General features: G+C 50.6%; 11 protein-coding genes and 4 pseudogenes. 7 read left to right on the top strand and 8 right to left on the bottom strand.

Features of this window, described 5'->3' with window-relative positions; translation table 11 throughout:
* Positions 1 to 153 precede the first annotated feature (153 nt).
* From ABDK09_20315 to ABDK09_20285, 7 genes and pseudogenes are all read left to right on the top strand, one after another.
* Positions 154 to 1,162 (top strand): annotated as a pseudogene (locus ABDK09_20315) (FAD:protein FMN transferase).
* 18 nt (positions 1,163 to 1,180) lie between these two features.
* On the top strand, positions 1,181 to 1,414 hold the full coding sequence (nqrM, locus tag ABDK09_20310) for a (Na+)-NQR maturation NqrM (protein ID XAW89172.1): 234 nt from the start codon (positions 1,181 to 1,183) through the stop codon (positions 1,412 to 1,414).
* Between the two features lie 214 nt (positions 1,415 to 1,628).
* A complete protein-coding gene (locus ABDK09_20305) occupies positions 1,629 to 1,862 on the top strand; it encodes a DUF2789 domain-containing protein (GenBank protein XAW89171.1) in 234 nt (77 codons plus the stop codon).
* Positions 1,863 to 2,030: 168 nt separating this feature from the next.
* Positions 2,031 to 3,096: pseudogene (gene dinB, locus ABDK09_20300) on the top strand (DNA polymerase IV).
* 184 nt (positions 3,097 to 3,280) lie between these two features.
* Positions 3,281 to 4,030, top strand: coding sequence for a DUF2884 family protein (locus ABDK09_20295; GenBank protein XAW90792.1), 750 nt, complete (start codon positions 3,281 to 3,283; stop codon positions 4,028 to 4,030).
* Positions 4,031 to 4,083: 53 nt separating this feature from the next.
* Positions 4,084 to 5,653: pseudogene (locus tag ABDK09_20290) on the top strand (diguanylate cyclase).
* 101 nt (positions 5,654 to 5,754) lie between these two features.
* Entirely contained in the window at positions 5,755 to 7,110 is a 1,356-nt protein-coding gene (locus tag ABDK09_20285) for a sodium-dependent transporter (GenBank protein ID XAW89170.1), read from the top strand.
* A 160-nt stretch (positions 7,111 to 7,270) separates the two neighbouring features.
* On the opposite strand, the pseudogene ABDK09_20280 reads toward ABDK09_20285, so the two are convergent.
* The 8 genes and pseudogenes from ABDK09_20280 to ABDK09_20245 all read right to left on the bottom strand — a co-directional run bounded on the left by ABDK09_20280 (position 7,271) and on the right by ABDK09_20245 (position 16,843).
* Positions 7,271 to 8,372 (bottom strand): annotated as a pseudogene (locus ABDK09_20280) (succinylglutamate desuccinylase/aspartoacylase family protein).
* The gene (rimK, locus tag ABDK09_20275) at positions 8,332 to 9,237 is read right to left on the bottom strand and encodes a 30S ribosomal protein S6--L-glutamate ligase (protein ID XAW89169.1); all 906 of its coding nucleotides are present in this window, start codon (positions 9,235 to 9,237) and stop codon (positions 8,332 to 8,334) included. The pseudogene ABDK09_20280 and the gene rimK overlap by 41 nt, the downstream one beginning before the upstream one ends.
* Positions 9,237 to 9,677 (bottom strand): ATP-dependent zinc protease, encoded by a 441-nt coding sequence (locus tag ABDK09_20270; GenBank protein XAW89168.1) that lies wholly within the window; start codon positions 9,675 to 9,677, stop codon positions 9,237 to 9,239. The genes rimK and ABDK09_20270 overlap by 1 nt, the downstream gene beginning before the upstream one ends.
* Before the next feature lie 323 nt (positions 9,678 to 10,000).
* A complete protein-coding gene (locus ABDK09_20265) occupies positions 10,001 to 11,473 on the bottom strand; it encodes an aminoacyl-histidine dipeptidase (GenBank protein XAW89167.1) in 1,473 nt (490 codons plus the stop codon).
* A 754-nt stretch (positions 11,474 to 12,227) separates the two neighbouring features.
* Entirely contained in the window at positions 12,228 to 13,655 is a 1,428-nt protein-coding gene (locus ABDK09_20260) for a PLP-dependent aminotransferase family protein (protein XAW89166.1), read from the bottom strand.
* Between the two features lie 28 nt (positions 13,656 to 13,683).
* The gene (locus tag ABDK09_20255) at positions 13,684 to 14,007 is read right to left on the bottom strand and encodes a winged helix-turn-helix domain-containing protein (protein XAW89165.1); all 324 of its coding nucleotides are present in this window, start codon (positions 14,005 to 14,007) and stop codon (positions 13,684 to 13,686) included.
* A gap of 103 nt (positions 14,008 to 14,110) precedes the next feature.
* Positions 14,111 to 15,382 (bottom strand): 4-aminobutyrate--2-oxoglutarate transaminase, encoded by a 1,272-nt coding sequence (gene gabT, locus ABDK09_20250; protein XAW89164.1) that lies wholly within the window; start codon positions 15,380 to 15,382, stop codon positions 14,111 to 14,113.
* Positions 15,383 to 15,415: 33 nt separating this feature from the next.
* Positions 15,416 to 16,843: an NAD-dependent succinate-semialdehyde dehydrogenase gene (locus ABDK09_20245; protein ID XAW89163.1), complete on the bottom strand. Its 1,428-nt coding sequence runs from the start codon at positions 16,841 to 16,843 to the stop codon at positions 15,416 to 15,418.
* Between the last annotated feature and the right edge of the window lie 22 nt (positions 16,844 to 16,865).

Below are 16,865 nucleotides of genomic sequence, written 5' to 3'. Positions count from 1 at the left end.
TCAGCCATTCTTTTTTTGGCTCTCTGGTTTGGGTATCAATATATTCACACCGAGACATATCTGAGTAGATATAGGTAAATAAGGCGAGGAGCCTGCTGACCGCCGGGATTCGGATTTCCCTATATCTATTTACTGACCTCAAGGAGTAAACAAGTGAAAACCTGGCTTGTTGCATTCGCATCCTTAATGCTGTTGGCTGGTTGTGAGCAGCCACCTCAGCAAGTGCATTTAAGTGGCCCGACTATGGGCACGACCTACAACATTAAATACATAGTTCAGGACGGCCAGCCGTCGTCACAAGATTTGCAAACCGAAGTGGATCGCTTGCTGGAGCAGGTCAACGACCAGATGTCGACCTACCGTAAGGATTCAGAGCTGAGTCGTTTTAATCAGCATCAGAGTACGGATCCGTATGAGGTTTCTGAGCAGACTGCGACCGTGGTGAAAGAGGCGATTCGTCTTAATCAGGTGACGCAAGGCGCACTGGATGTGACCGTCGGTCCTCTGGTCAATCTGTGGGGCTTTGGCCCTGAGGCACGTCCGGAAGTGGTACCGAGTGACGAGGAAACTGGCCGAGCGTAAGGCGAATGTCGGTATTCATCATCTGAGTGTGGATGGTAATAAGCTGAGTAAAGATCTGCCGCATCTGTATGTTGACCTGTCAACGATTGCCAAAGGCTGGGGTGTGGATGTGGTTGCTGACTATCTGCAATCAGAGGGCATTCACAACTACATGGTGGAAGTCGGCGGAGAAATCCGGCTCAAAGGCCTTAACCGTGATGGTGTGCCGTGGCGTATTGCGGTGGAGAAACCAACCGTTGATGAACGTAGCGTGCAGGAAATCATTGAGCCGGGCGACATGGCGATTGCCACCTCCGGTGATTACCGCAATTACTTTGAACGTGATGGTGTCCGTTACTCGCACATTATCGATCCACAGACTGGGCGTCCTATACATAACCGTGTAGTATCTGTTACCGTATTAGATAAGTCCTGTATGACGGCCGATGGTCTGGCGACCGGCCTGATGGTATTAGGCGATAAAAAAGGAATTGAGATTGCGGAACAAAACCAGGTTCCGGTCTTTATGATTGTAAAGACTGACGATGGTTTTAAAGAAGTCGCATCAAGTGCTTTCAAGCCTTATCTCAACCGTAATTAACTGAGTGAGCGTGGAATTATGAATACTTTTCTGATTACATTCGGAGTATTTCTGGCTGTTATCGCTGCGATGGCGGTCGGCTATATCTTCCAGAAAAAAGTGGTTAAAGGCAGCTGCGGTGGTCTGGGTGCGGTTGGCATCGAGAAAGTGTGTAACTGTCCTGAGCCGTGTGATGCGCGTAAGAAGCGCGAAGCGCGAGAAGCAGCCCGTGCGGAACGCATTGCGGCATGGGAAAAAGATCGCATTGCTTAACTCGTTGCCACGGCTTAAAAGCTAATAATTGCTTAAAGCCAAATAGCAGAGAAAACCGGCTCAGGCCGGTTTTTTTATGCCTGTGGCCTGGCAGGTGCTTTCGCCTGGCACCGCTATACTCAATGAAAGCGGGTTCGGATATTTATTGTGTCCTGACACGTTAGATTGTTTTACGCACTCATGGGATCAGAGCAATCCCCTTATTGGAGGAATTATGGAACTGCATCAACATGGTATGGCGGAGCTGTTTGAACAGCTCGGGTTAGGCAGCAGTCCGCAGGAAATGCGCGATTTTATTACTCAGCATAAGCATCAGCGTGACAGTGCGCCTTTATATGAGGCGCGATTCTGGAGCGCATCCCAGGCGCATTTTCTCAAACAGGCGATTGAACAGGATGCTGACTGGGCGGAGCTGGTGGATCAGCTCGATGTGATGCTGCGTCCCTGAATGATTGCTTGAGACACAGCAGTGCCTCCCGGACGTCTCATTGGCTTGTTCGCTTCACTGACAGATGAAAGCAGATCGATGAATTGTTGCTCATGCTGATCGATTCGCGGCTTAACTGGTGTATACTGTTTTTTTAACCAGTAATCTATCATCACTGACTGAACAAAGATGGCCGAGCGGATTCGTAAAATTATCCATATTGATATGGACTGTTTCTATGCTGCTGTGGAAATGAGGGATAACCCTCACTACCGCGGCCGGCCGATGGCTGTCGGCGGTTCAGAGAAGCAGCGTGGCGTGTTGAGCACCTGTAACTATGAAGCCCGTAAGTTCGGTTTGCATTCAGCGATGCCGACGGCCCAGGCGATAAAGTTGTGCCCGGGCCTGCTGGTGGTTTCCCGGGCGCATGTCGGTTTATAAAGACGTTTCCCGCCAGATTCATGCTATTTTTCAGCGCTATACCGATTTGATTGAGCCATTGTCGCTGGATGAAGCCTACCTGGATGTCACCGAATCACCGGCTTGCCACGGTAGCGCGACTCTGATTGCTGAAGCCATCCGGCGCGATATCTGGAATGAGCTGCATCTGACCGCATCGGCCGGGGTTGCTCCGGTTAAGTTTCTTGCCAAAGTCGCCTCCGATATCAACAAACCTAACGGCTGTTATGTGGTGACGCCGGAACAGGTTCAGGACGTGGTCGATAAGCTGCCTCTGGGCAAGATACCCGGGGTCGGCAAAGTCAGCCTGGAAAAGCTCAATCAGGCCGGTTTTTTTGTGTGCGAAGATATTAAGAACAGTGACTACCGGGAGCTGCTGCGCCGCTTTGGTCGCTTGGGAGCGTCGTTATGGAAGAAAAGCCACGGCATTGATGAGCGAGAAGTCGTGGTTGAACGCGAGCGCAAGTCGGTCGGGGTCGAGCGAACCTTCAGCCACAATATTTCGACTTACGAGGAGTGCTGGCAGGTGATTGAGCAGCGTCTCTACCCTGAACTGGATGCTCGTCTGACCCGCGCCGCGGCCGAGCGCGGTATCATCAAGCAGGGGATTAAAGTGAAGTTCGCCGATTTTCAGCAGACCACCATAGAGCACATTCACCCACAGCTTGAACTGGAAGATTTTAAGCTGTTGCTGAGCGAGGTGCTCAAACGGCAAAAAGGACGCGAAATTCGGTTGCTTGGATTGAGCGTAATGTTAAAGCCGGAAGATCAGATCCGGCAACTGAGTTTTTTTTGAATCCACCACGATGGAACCTGTCACCGGCAGATGTATGCGCCACGCTTGCGCTTTATTTGGCGACAGCATATGCTGCGCAGCATTGACGATGGTCACATCAGTCAGAGCAATAACTGACACGCGGCTAACCAAGCGCTGAATGGTTTTGGTTATGGTGAGCGAAAACAGACAAACTGAGGCTATGATGAAAAAGTTAGTATTAGTGATTTCTTTGTTATCCAGTGGCTCTTTGTGGGCGGCTCAGTGCCAGACGGTGGATGTGAAAAATGAACTGCGTCTCAGCCGTGGCTCTGATGTTGAAATCCATACCGCCAATGGTGCGACAGCCTTACTGGATCACGACAACAATCTGTATTTGTCAGGTCAGAAACAGGCGCTGAATTCCGAGCAGCAGGATGCGCTGGAGTCCTACCGTGAAAGTATCGCCGACGCGTTACCGAAAGCGCGTCAGGTTGCCCAGGATGGCGTTGCCATGGCCAATGATATTCTGGACGATGTGGCTGACAGTATCGATTCGCCACAGGCGTTTGACAAGGTCAAACATTCACTGCAGCAGTTTGTGACGGATATTGAAGCCCGCTACCAAAAAGAGGGCGACTGGGTTCTGCCGGCGGATACGTTTGAATCCATGAGCCAGCAATGGCAGCAGGATTTTGATAAAGCCCGTGCGCTGTTTACCCAGGAATTTCTCAGCGGTGCGTTTGACGCGATTGCCGCTAAGATGAGCCAAGATGGCGGCATCAACCTGACCGAGCTGGGGAACACCATGGCCCAGTTGCGCTCGCGTCTGGAACAGAGATTTAGTGAGCATTCACAAACCATCGAGGAAGAACGTCAAGAGTTATGTGATTCGCTCGACGAAATGGTGCAACAAGAGCAACAACTGCATAAAAAGATACCTGAACTCAAGAATTATCAGGTTTTTACGATCTAAAATAAAAGGGCGCGACGGCGCTCTTTTTCGTTATTCCTGTTTAGTTAGGTGCCATGTTACTTTCCAATATCAGTATTCGTTGGTTAACCGCGATTACCGCCACCTGTGTGGTGGTCTGTTTTGTGTTTTTTTATCTCACGTTTAAATATTTCTGGTCATTTGAACGTGAGACGCAACATGCTCTGCTTTTGCAGCATGAAGAGACCAAGCGGGTCGAAACCGTGATTGCGTTGGAAAAGAAGGAGATGGGCAGCTCGATGGCGGACTATGCGGCCTGGAATGACATGGCCGATTATATTGTTTCGCCTGATCCCAGCTTTGTTGAAGACAGTATCGGCATTCATGCGTTTACTTCCCAGTCACTGGACGGGATATTCATTTTTGCTCCCGATGCCAGTCTGGTGTGGGGGATGCAATATGATGATGAAGCCGGTCAGCAGATCGGCTATGACAGCTTTATTCCTTATTTCCCGGTCATGCTGCGTGAGTCGCAGCGCTCTTCGGCTGACATGGTTGATCCGAAAGTGCGTTTCGTCGTCATCGATCAGGAGCCTTATCTGGCCGCAGCATCAAGGGTATGTGACAGCGAAGGATTGAACTGTGACAAAGGTTTTCTGATCTTTATGAAGAAGGTACGCAGCCAGTTTGAGAGCGTGGTCGAACAGGCAACCGGGACTGATATTGATGTCCTGAGTCGGGCGCCTTTTACTTCTTTACCTGCTAAGCAAGTCAATGTGACTTACCTTACTCCGCTTGATTTTCAGGGCCATGCGAGTGTGCTGATCAAGTTGTGGCATAAAGTGAAGCTGCCCGATTTTATTCGCACTGACGAAATTATCGCATTGATCGCTTTCTCGCTGTTGCTGTTCTTTGTCAGCTTACTCATGGTCGGTTATCTGGTGCGGCCGATTACCCAAGCTAATATGGCGCTGGAGAATTTTAAAGCGTCACGCGGTAAAATGCCGGACGAAAGCTTGTTTGTATCGCGTGAAATGAAGGATTTTGCCCGTGCAATTAATCGGATTTTTGCTGAGCTTGAAGAGAGCCGCAATAAATTGCGCTGGCAATCTGATCACGATCCTCTGACCCGACTTTCCAACCGGCGTAAGCTGGAGCGGCAACTGAAACACTTTATTGCTGAACTCAAATATGACTGGTTAGCGGTCTATCTGATCGATGTCGATTACTTTAAGTTGTATAACGACTACTACGGCCATCTTGAGGGCGATGAGGTGCTTAAATCAGTTGCCCAGGCTTTGGAGCAGATCGACTTTAGTGGCGATAAAGTGGTCGCCCGTTTTGGCGGTGAAGAGTTTCTGTGTCGTGTTGGCTGGCGATAGTGAGCCTAATATCAGCCATTATGCCGCGCAATTATGTGCACAGATCCGTCAGTTGGCGATCCCACACCAAAGTTCCCCTCTAGGAGAAACGGTTACTGTCAGTATCGGTGGCGTCAAAGCGTTTCAAGCGGGACTCGATGATTATCTGCACTTATTCCATCATGCGGATGCTGCTTTGTATCAGGCCAAACATACCGGGCGGAATCGCTATCAAGTGGTCGACTGGCAAGCTGGCAAACAGAAAAACCATACAGGCTCTCCTTTGCCACACAAATTAAGCTAAAAATACGATTTATCCAGTAAACCATTCTTTTACTCATTGAGTATTTTGTTGGTTTATATTAGTGTACTAGCCAACTAGTTTAATGGTATGTGTGAGTCGTAATGGCACAGAACAATTCTCGAGAAACCTTTGGATCCCGTCTGGGCTTTATCCTGGCTGCGGCCGGCGCTGCGGTCGGACTGGGCAATATCTGGGGGTTTCCTACTCAGGCAGCCAGTAATGGTGGCGGAGCCTTCTTGCTGGTCTATCTGATCCTTATCTTTGTGGTTGCCTATCCGATGTTGGTGGTCGAAATGGCGATTGGTCGCTACGGCCAGGCAAATCCGGTTGATAGTATGCACTCACTTACTGATAATCATGTCGCCAAGCGTATTGGTGGTTTGGTTGGCTGGATTGGCCTCAGTGTGCCAAGTGCCGTGCTGGCCTTTTACAGCATTGTCGGCGGTTGGATCCTCTGCTATATGTTTGGCGCCATGAGTGATGTACTCGGTCTGACTGACGCCGCCGCATGGTTTAAAGGTTTTTCGGTTGAGCGTAATTTATTGGGTACCTTGCTGTTTTATGTCCTGACGATTTTGATTGTGCAGGGCGGCGTGAAGCAGGGAATTGAAAAGTGGTCGACCCGTTTAATGCCGGCACTGTTTGTCCTGTTTGCCGTCCTGTTTGTCTACATCATGTTCCAGCAGGGGGCGATGGAAGGCTTACAGCATTATCTGGTCCCGGACTTTACCAAGATTTGGGATCGCGACCTGATTCTGGCCGCGATGGGGCAAGGCTTCTTTTCTCTCACCATTGGTGGTTGCTCAATGCTGATTTACGGTTCGTATCTGAGCAAAAAAGAGAATCTGCCGAAAATGGCAATGAGTGTCACTCTGGTCGATACAGCGGTCGCGTTTATTGCCGGTCTGGTAGTGATGCCTGCGATGTTTGTCGCGATGCACAAAGGGGTTGAAATCTATGCCCAGGATGGTTCTCTGCTCAGCTCGGACACGCTGGTGTTTACGGTTCTGCCACTAATGTTTGACAGCTTGGGGCTGCTGGGGCAGCTGTTTGCGATTGTTTTCTTCCTGCTGCTGACGATTGCCGCTTTAACGTCATCGATTTCGATGCTTGAGTGTCCGGTTGCTCTGGTCAGTGAACGTCTGAATACCAAACGTACTCCAACCAGTTGGGTACTGGGCGGTCTGATTGCGCTGTTTAGTGTGGTGATCGTGTATAACTTTGGCGCGCTGTTTGGCCTGGTGGCAAAGACCGCCACCCAGTATCTGCAGCCGGTCGCCGCCCTGATGTTCTGTCTGTTTGGTGGTTGGGTCTGGAAACGTAACGAGAAATTCAATGAGCTGCGCCAGGGTTTTCCGGAGTTCAGCCAAAGCCTGTTTGGCAAAATCTGGCCTTGGTATGTACGCTTTGTCTGCCCGCTGCTGGTGATTACGGTTATCTGGGCATCACTGGGTTAATGCCGGCGACAAGCTACTCACGAAAACAACAAAGCCCCTGCATCGCTGCAGGGGCTTTGGCTATGTGGCGTTAGTCTGTTTTGTACTGTGACTTGGTATCTTTGTGCTCAGCATTTCTGTGTGAACAGCATCTGTTTGTGAACAGTACAATGTTGCCGGCTCAAAGCGGGGAGGGTGGCATTATCTGCCCCGTCGTCAGCGGTTCGAGATCGGTATCTGCGACTTCTTCAATAAAGTCGCCGACAACCTGTTCGACCACATCATCACGCTGGGTGAAATAGGCCAGATGGAACACGGCATCGCCTTCATTAACCAGCGGCAGTGTTTGCTGACCAATCACAATACCGCCTTTATTCGCCTTGATCTCGACCTCGACGTTACCCAGCGGGGAGTTGATATACGCCAGAAACCTGACCTTTTTCTACCCGATCGCCCAGCGACACCACGGTGCGCAGGATGCCGTCTGCTTCCGCGCGCAGCCAGCTGGTGGATTTGGCAATCACGGAGGTCGGCAGTTTCTTGCGGCTGGCTCGTAACATACCCACCGCCTGCATCACCCGTTTAACGCCCACAATGCCGGCATTAATCGCAATAGGCTCAAAGCGCAGTGCTTCACCGGCTTCATAGGTCAGAACGGTAATACCGGCTTTTTCTGCCTCACTGCGCAGCGAGCCGTTACGCAACGGCGAATCAATCACTACCGGAGTCGCAAACGCCTGTGCAATACGTAATGTTTCTTCGTTGCTCAAATCGGCACGAATCTGCGGCAGGTTGGTGCGATGAATGGCACCGGTATGCAGATCGATGATGTAATCGCAGTTGAGAGCAACCTGAGAAAAGAACGTATGCGCCATACGTGAGGCGAGCGAGCCTTTTTCGCTGCCCGGAAAGCAACGGTTGAGGTCTCTGCGGTCCGGCAGGTAACGGGATTTATGAATAAAGCCAAATACATTGACGATCGGCACCGCTATCAGTGTGCCTTTGAGTTTTTTCGGGTCTATGGTGCTGTTGAGCTGGCGGACAATCTCAACACCGTTGAGTTCATCGCCATGAATGGCGGCATTCACCATCAGAACCGGACCCGGTGCGTAACCGTGGATGATTTCGACCGGGATTGAGAGCGGCGAATGGGTATAAAGCTTCGCCGCTTCCAGCTCGATGACTTTTCGGCTGGCTGGGGGAATGGTTTCCCCCAGGAATTGGTAGGGTATCTGTTTTCTGTTAGCCTTTACCACGTGTTTTAGTCCTTTTACTGGCCGCATTTTTTTCAATGAATTCGACAATCATTCCTGCGATGTCTTTTCCGGTTGCAGCTTCGATGCCTTCCAGGCCCGGCGATGAGTTCACCTCCATCACCAGTGGGCCGCGCTCAGAGCGCAGCAGATCGACACCCGCGACATTGAGCCCCATTGATTTGGCCGCTTCAATCGCGGTTTTGCGTTCGGTCGGAGTAATCTTGATCAGTGATGCGGTACCGCCACGATGCAGGTTAGAGCGGAATTCGCCTTCTGCGCCCTGACGTTTCATTGCCGCGATGACCTTGTCGCCGATGACGAAGCAGCGGATATCAGCACCGCCGGCTTCTTTAATGTATTCCTGAACCATGATGTTGGCTTTCAGACCCATAAAGGCCTCGATAACGCTTTCGGCCGCTTTACGGGTTTCGGCCAGAACCACACCTATACCTTGCGTGCCTTCCAGCAGTTTGATCACCACTGGCGCGCCGCCCACCATGTCGAGCAGGTCTTTGACATCATCCGGTTTGCTGGCAAAGCCGGTAATTGGCATACCGATGCCTTTGCGGGACAGCAGCTGCATCGAGCGCAGTTTGTCGCGTGAGCGGCTGATAGCCACCGATTCGTTAACCGGATAAACCCCCATCATCTCGAACTGGCGCAGGACAGCTGTACCATAAAAGGTGACCGAGGCGCCGATACGTGGAATGATTGCGTCAAAGCCGGAGAGCTGTTCACCCTTAAAGTGAATTTCCGGCTCTTGTGAATTGATATTCATATAACAACGCAGGGCATCGATCACTTTGACCTCATGGCCGCGTTGCTTACAAGCCTCGATCAAGCGCTTAGTTGAATACAAAGACGAATTACGAGACAGAATACCAATTTTCATTATTTACACTCCTCGAAAGGGATCAAAAACGATGCTGTAGGATCGACAATGATTCTGTGGTGCATTGCGGTGCGCCCCAGCAGCATACGGAAAGCCATGTTTTCACGGTTGGTCAGGGTAATTTCTGCCGGCCAGGTTTGTCCGCCCAGACAGATCTCAGACTGAACCACATAGCGGGTTTCTTCATGGCCTCCTGAGTCACGTACCGTGCGCTCATCGACCACTTTAGCTTCACACACGACGACGACGTCGTCATTATGTTGGATTGGGTGCATCCAGAAACGAACCCAAAGTTCATCTTGGTTGCGAAAGCTCTCGATCTTAAATGCATGTAAGCAAGACGTTCGGGCTCCGGTATCGATCTTTGCGTTAATTTTATCAATGCCTAAAGCTGGAAGGCTGAGAGTTTCTCGCCATCCGACAATCATTTTTTCTTTCATTGCAGTTCATTATTTGGAGAATTTCAGACACGGATCTGGCCATCAGACGTAAAAGTCGAACGTAAAGCCGCATCCCCGATACCACATCATAATGGCGTTATCGCTTGAATAGAGTTTGGTGATTAACTCAGGGAACTTCAAGGAGGCGAACTCTATCAGTGATTAATCAATATTAGCTAACGAATAAAATTTTCCGTATCGACAAAAAATATTAATAACTTATTTGTGAGCTGCCACGCAAGAAAGTCGCCGTGTGCCGGCCATTGAGCCTATGGGCGGGTAGAGGAAAAGCAGCCGGGACGAGATGTCCCGGCTGAGGGGGATCAGTTTTTGGCCGGGATGTTTTCCAGCAGGGCGACCATTTGTTGCCAGAACAGGCCCACAGTATCTATCTTGACCTTTTCGTCCGGGGAGTGAGGAAATTTAATCGTCGGACCGAAAGAGACCATGTCCATGTCCGGATATGGCTTTTTAAACAGACCGCATTCCAGGCCGGCATGAATGACCATGATGTTAGGCTTATGGCCGTAGATGCCTTCATACATGTCACGGAAAATTTGCATGATTTCTGAGTTAGCATCCGGCTTCCAGCCCGGGTAAGCGCCTGAGAATGTGATCTCAGCACCGGCCAGTTCAGCGACGGAAGCCAGCATGCCTTCCGTCTGGCTGCGGCCGGAATCGATGAGGGAGCGAATCAGGCACAATACCTTGACCGTGTCTTGTTCTGTGGTGATCACACCGAGATTGAGTGACGTTTCCACGACACCTTCAATTTCATCACTCATGCGCATGACGCCGTTCGGGCAGGCATTGAGTGCGGCGATCAGACGCTGTTGATCGGCCAGTATCAGCACTTCTGCCTGGCTATCGGATGCCTGGTTGTAGCCAACCAGATTGGTTTCGATTCGGCCCAGCTCGCTTTGCAGCAGTTCGATATACGTCTGGAACAAGCGATCAAGCTTATCCTGGTTCGAGGCCGGAACGGCCAGCGTCACAAACGCTTCACGCGGAATGGCGTTACGCAGGCTGCCGCCGCGAAATTCAATCAAACGCAGGTCCAGTTCAGCGGCGTGAGCGGCAAGAAAACGCGCCAGCAGCTTGTTGGCATTGCCGCGTCCGGTATGGATATCGACCCCGGAGTGACCGCCTTTCAGACCTTTCAGAATCAGTTGACGAGTGACGTAACCGGCCGGTTGTGCTTCACGGCGGATGTTAAAGGTCAGCGCTGCATCTACCCCACCGGCACAACCCATGTAAACTTCGCCTTCCTGCTCGGAGTCGGTGTTGAGCAGGATATCGCCTTCCAGCCAACCGGCTTCAAGGCCGAACGCTCCGCTCATACCGGCTTCTTCATCGATGGTCAGCAGGACTTGCAGCGGTCCGTGTTTGATCTCATCGGATGCCAGCACCGCCAGACAGGTGGCCATACCAATTCCGTTATCGGCACCTAATGTAGTGCCTTTCGCCGTCACCCATTCGCCATCGATATAAGGCTGGATAGGATCGCGGATGAAGTCATGATCGGTGTCTTCATTTTTTTGGGGCACCATATCAATATGAGCCTGCAGCACCACCGCTTTCTTGTGTTCCATACCCTGAGTGGCCGGTTTTTTGATAAACACGTTACCGGTTGGATCACGACGAACTGCCAGACCCTGATCTTCAGCCCAGCGGATGATAGCTTGGGCTAACGCTTCTTCATGTTTAGACGGGTGAGGGATCGAACAGATCATATCGAAAAACTGCCAGACAGGCGCTGGTGATAATTTACTGATTTCAGAATGGAACTCAGACACAGTTAACTCCTTTTGTATAACATTTCCCGAATTTTTACTGGTTATTGTTTAATTTCCGGAGAAATTAACTGATATCGGGCTGTGACATAGTGAATCTACTGAAGAGCATATCACTATGCGCTGAGAGGGTGTAGTGCTATTCATTACCGTATACATCCCGGTTAGCACAGTCGTGTCTGATGCGCTGTAATCTGAATCACACTATAAGCAACACATTGCTATCTAGAAGTAATTTTTTTAGCATTCAGGCTGACTATTTTGTAATTTAATTACCAAAAAATTCAAATTAAAGTCACTTTGTGTGGTTTGTGTGATTTTTATCACCTTATGTGTTGTAATAAAATTTCTTGGTGGTATATTTATAACCACTTCGCAAGCGAAGCAAAAATGCTCAAAGGATGAGTCCGATTTATCGCCTCCAGGGAACCGAGAAATCAAAACACAATGTTTGGTTTATAAAGGTGATAGTAATGAGTAAAGGTTTATCGTCTGTAATGTTCTGGCAAAAACGTGCTGTATTTACCGGGAACTTTGCATATCCAGCAAGTTTTGGTTATTGAGATCAAATTTGCTTCCTGAACAGTTTTGTTCACCCCTATATTGGAATTTATTTTTAATCAATTTGATTAATAGAATTCTCCGCCACCTGAGTTCAGGTGGCGTTTTTTTTGCCTGTTGATCCGGTTTGTTATCGCTTGGGATGACTGAGGATCCAGCCGGACCAGGGGTAAAGGTGTGATGCGGGAGGTGGGGATCAGGAGGCGATGCGCGCTTCACCGATAAAATAGCCCTGCTCATCAAAGCGTTTGATCTCACCGTTTTCCTGCACAATCGTGATATAGCGGATATCGGAAAACTGCCAGTTACGCCACTGGTAGACAAATTTGTTATTCTCAACCCACCAGTAGCCTTCATCCATATCATTCGGGCGTTCTGAAATGCCCAGCAACTTACCGTCCGCCTGCAGAGTAATACGATAAGGAATATTAAAGCAGTCTTTAGTCAGCAGGGTCTGATTGGTCAGTGCGGCGCGGATTTGCGCGCTATCCAGTGGTGCGCTGGTACAATCCTCAATGCGGGGGATCGGCAGAATCTGTTTGGCAATCGCGGCCAGCTGTTTGATGCCTTCGCGGATGTTCTCACAACGGATCGACTGAAAGCTGAGACGAAAGCTGTTGTTTTTATGATCGCAACTAAAGTATTTGGCCCCGTTGTTAATCAGGATGCCTTGCTCTTGTGCCAGTTGCTCAAAACGTTCGGCATCGAAGCCCTGCTTGTACTCCACCCAGAATGCGGTCCCGGCCAGCGACGGGATCGCGCCGGACTGAGGGAAGTAGTAATTCATCGCTTTTTCCATCGTCAGCCATTTGTCGCGATAGCGTTTGAGCAGTTTTTGCGCCAGTACGTCGTAATACCCCAGACTGAGAAACAGCGCCAGCGTCTGGCAGTTACTTTTCGGAGGCAGGCTGTGGGTGCGTACCTGGAGAGATTTTATCTGTGCGATCAGCGGCGCTGCTGCGACAATAAAACCGATCCGCAGCCCGGGGGCAATGCTGGACGTAAAACTGGAAATATAGATGATGCGTTCGCTCTGATATTCGCAGCGCAGCGGCGGACAACTGTGTTCCATGAAGTTAATGTCATGTTCGAAGTCATCTTCAATCACCAGAAAATCATGCTGCTCGGCGCAATCCATCAAGGCCTTGCGTCGCTCGGCGGACATGCGTACCGTGGTCGGAAACTGGTTGCTCGGCGTGGTGTACACCACATTGGCTGAGGTGAGGCGTTCATCGATCACCATGCCGTTGCGATCGACTTCGATCGGCATGACCCGGGCACGCCGTGCCTGAAATTGATGCAGGGCTTCCGGGTAGCCCGGATTTTCCATGGCGACACAACTGCGTTTAGATACCAGCAGTTTGGACAGAAAATAGAGGCTGTTCTGGCTGCCGAGCGTGATCGCGATATTTTCCTTGCCGACAAAGATCCCGCGCTTGGTGAGCACTCGGGTGCGGATCTGCTCGATCAGTTCATGGTAATCATGATCGTCCGAGGTCCAGCTGCGATGGTTACTTTTGTTGAGTGACTGAATACTGCATTTGCGCCATTCCGAAACCGGAAACAGATCCTCATCCACCATGCCGCTGACAAACAGATAAGGATACTGGTTGAGGTTTTTCACCGCGATGTCTGAGACGGTATGCTCGGCATTAAGATAGTTGACCCAGTTGAGGTTTTGGCTGCCGGGTTGCTGCTGTTGCTCGGCGGATGGTACTTGCAGTTTCTAGCTGCGGATTAACGTAGTAGCCCTTGCGCTCAATCGGGACCAGAACGCCTTCTTCCGCTAACTGTTCATACACGCGCAATATGGTGTTACGAGAGACTTTGAGCTGCTCGGCTAAGCGACGAGACGACATGATACTGGTATTTTTGGGGACAAAACCGGCAAAGATGGCTTTGGCTATGTCACCTTTGATTTGATCCTGCAGGGTTCGCGAATCTTGCGGGTCGATATGGATAAATTGGTACAGCATAGCTTTCCTGCTTATCAAAGAGTCGAATCCGTTCAGAATCAACGACAGCGGGAGAGAAAAAGATGTGCATTGCTGCACATCTTTTTTAAAGCATCGTTGAAGCTCAGATTAACGACTGAAGTTCCTTGGTGATGATCTCCAGGCCTTTGGTGATTAGCTCCGGCTCGATAGTCAGTGGTGGCAGGAAACGAATCACGTTACCTTTCACACCACATGAGAGCAGGATCACGCCCTGATGATGACACTTTAATACCAGTTGTTTGGTCACATCTGCAAGTGGTTGTTTTGTTTCAGGATCGTTCAGCTCAATTGCGATCATCGCGCCGACCTGACGAATATCCCCGATCTGTGGGATCGCTTTCTGCATCTCGATCAAACTTTCTTTAAATTGTAGGCCGACATGCTGGGCTTTTTCGCACAAATTCTCATCTTTAATGATGCCAATCACTTCCAGTGCAGCGCGACAAGCCAGTGGTGAACCCGCGTAAGTACCGCCGATACCGCCCGGAGTGGCTGAGTCCATGATGTCTGCTTTACCGACCACGCCCGACAGAGGGAAGCCGCCTGCGATGCCTTTCGCCATGGTGATAAGGTCAGGTTTCGCATCATAGTATTCACACGCAAACACTTTACCGGTACGGGCAAAGCCAGTCTGGATTTCATCACAGATCATCACGATGCCATGTTTGTCACACAGTTCGCGAATCGCGCTGACCCAGGAGTTCGGTGCCTGATAGAAACCACCTTCACCCTGAATCGGTTCAAAGATGATGGCTGCCACGCGTGACGGCTCGATGTCACACGCAAACAGATCGTTAAGCGCGCTCAAGCTCTGCTCTTCACTGATACCGTGGTAAGCATTTGGGTATGGTACGTGGAAGATGTCACCCGGGAACGGACCGAAGCCGATTTTGTAAGGCGCGACTTTACCGGTCAGACCCATACACATGTTGGTACGGCCGTGGAAGCCACCTTTAAACGCGATAACACCGCTGCGGCCGGTATGGGCGCGGGCAAATTTAACCGCGTTTTCTACGGCTTCTGCACCGGTCGTTACAAATGCTGCTTTCTTGTCGAAGTCACCCGGCGCGATTTCGACCACTTTTTCTGCCAGTTCAACGAAGCTGGTGTAAGGGGTCACCATAGAACAGGTGTGGCTGAAGTTATCCAGCTGGTCTTTCACTGCTGCCACGATACGTGGGTGTGAATGACCGGTGTTGTTGACCGCGATACCCGCTGCAAAGTCAATGTACTGGTTGCCTTCGATGTCGGTGATCAATGCATTTTCCGCTTTCGCTGCATAAATTGGGGCCAGGTTAGCCATGCCTTTTGCAACGACTTTTTCCTTGCGATTTTGCCATTCCGAGTTTGTCATAATGAGGTGTCCTTTTCGTGATTCAGGAGAGGCTTAGAAGCCGCCCAAGCAAAGATATTTAACGTTCAGGTATTCATCGATGCCTTGTTTGGCACCTTCGCGGCCAAAACCAGACTGTTTCACACCACCAAAGGGTGCGACTTCATTGGAGATGAGACCTTCATTGATACCGACCATGCCATATTCCAGTTTCTCGGCGATACGGAAAGCGCGGTGAATGTTATTGGTGTAGAAGTAGCTCGCCAGGCCGTAGATGGTGTCATTGGCTTTTTCGACCAATTCTTCATCCTGGCTAAAGCGGACAACCGGAGCAACCGGGCCAAACAGTTCAGTCTGAATGATGTCCATATCCTGGGTCACGTCGGTCAGAACGGTTGGTTCGACAAACAGGCCGCCGGCTGATTTACCGCCCAGTGCCACTTTGGCACCCTGCGCAATCGCCGTGTCGATGTAGCCGAGGACGCTGTTTTTGGCTTTGATATCAATCAGCGGACCGATATTAACGCCGGCTTCCAGGCCATTACCCATTTTCAGTTCAGCCACAGCGGCGACAAACTTCTCAACGAAAGCATCATAGACGCCATCCTGGACGTAGAAGCGGTTGGCACACACACAGGTCTGGCCGGCATTACGGAATTTTGAGGCCATTGCGCCTTTGACCGCCTCGTCAATGTCGGCATCATCAAACACGATGAAAGGTGCGTTGCCGCCCAGCTCCATTGAGGTGCGCTTGATGGTGTCAGCACATTGGGTGATCAGATGGCGGCCAACCTGAGTTGAGCCAGTGAACGACAGCTTTTTGATGTCGTCATGACTGCAGAAAATATCACCCACGGCGACGGATGAATGATTGTTGAGCACAATCAGCAAATCTTGTGGCAGACCCGCCTGATACGCCAGTTCAGCGGTGGCGTATGCTGACAGCGGTGTTTGGTTGGCCGGTTTCACGATAAAGCTACAGCCAGCAGCCAGTGCCGGTGCGGCTTTACGGGTAATCATCGCAATCGGGAAGTTCCACGGCGTGATTGCTGCCGCGACACCGACCGGTTGCTTGATGGTCATCAGGCGTTTATTGCCGGTAGGTGCTGGAATGGTATCGCCGTAAGTGCGTTTGGCCTCTTCGGCAAACCACTGGATAAAAGAGGCACCGTACATCACTTCACCTTTGGCTTCTGCCAGCGGTTTACCCTGTTCCAGAGTCATGATGCGCGCCAGATCGTCGGCGTTGTCGATCATCAGATCGTACCAGCGTTTCAGAACAGCAGAGCGCTCAGCGGCACTTTTTTCCTGCCATTCGGCCTGCGCCTGTTTGGAGCGGTCGATCATGGTGTGAATAGTCTGCGTATCCATGGACGGAATGTACGCCAGGATCTCATCGGTAGCCGGGTTCAAAACCGCGATGGCATCATCGCTGGCCGGACAGGTCGCTTTCAATAGCGTCGTGTTAACAATTTGCTCCATGTTTGTGTCTCTTTTGTAGGCT

Origin of the sequence: Vibrio sp. CDRSL-10 TSBA (genome assembly GCA_039696685.1) — a bacterium.
Taxonomy (GTDB): domain Bacteria; phylum Pseudomonadota; class Gammaproteobacteria; order Enterobacterales; family Vibrionaceae; genus Vibrio.
This window is presented reverse-complemented; position numbering and strand designations above follow the sequence as displayed.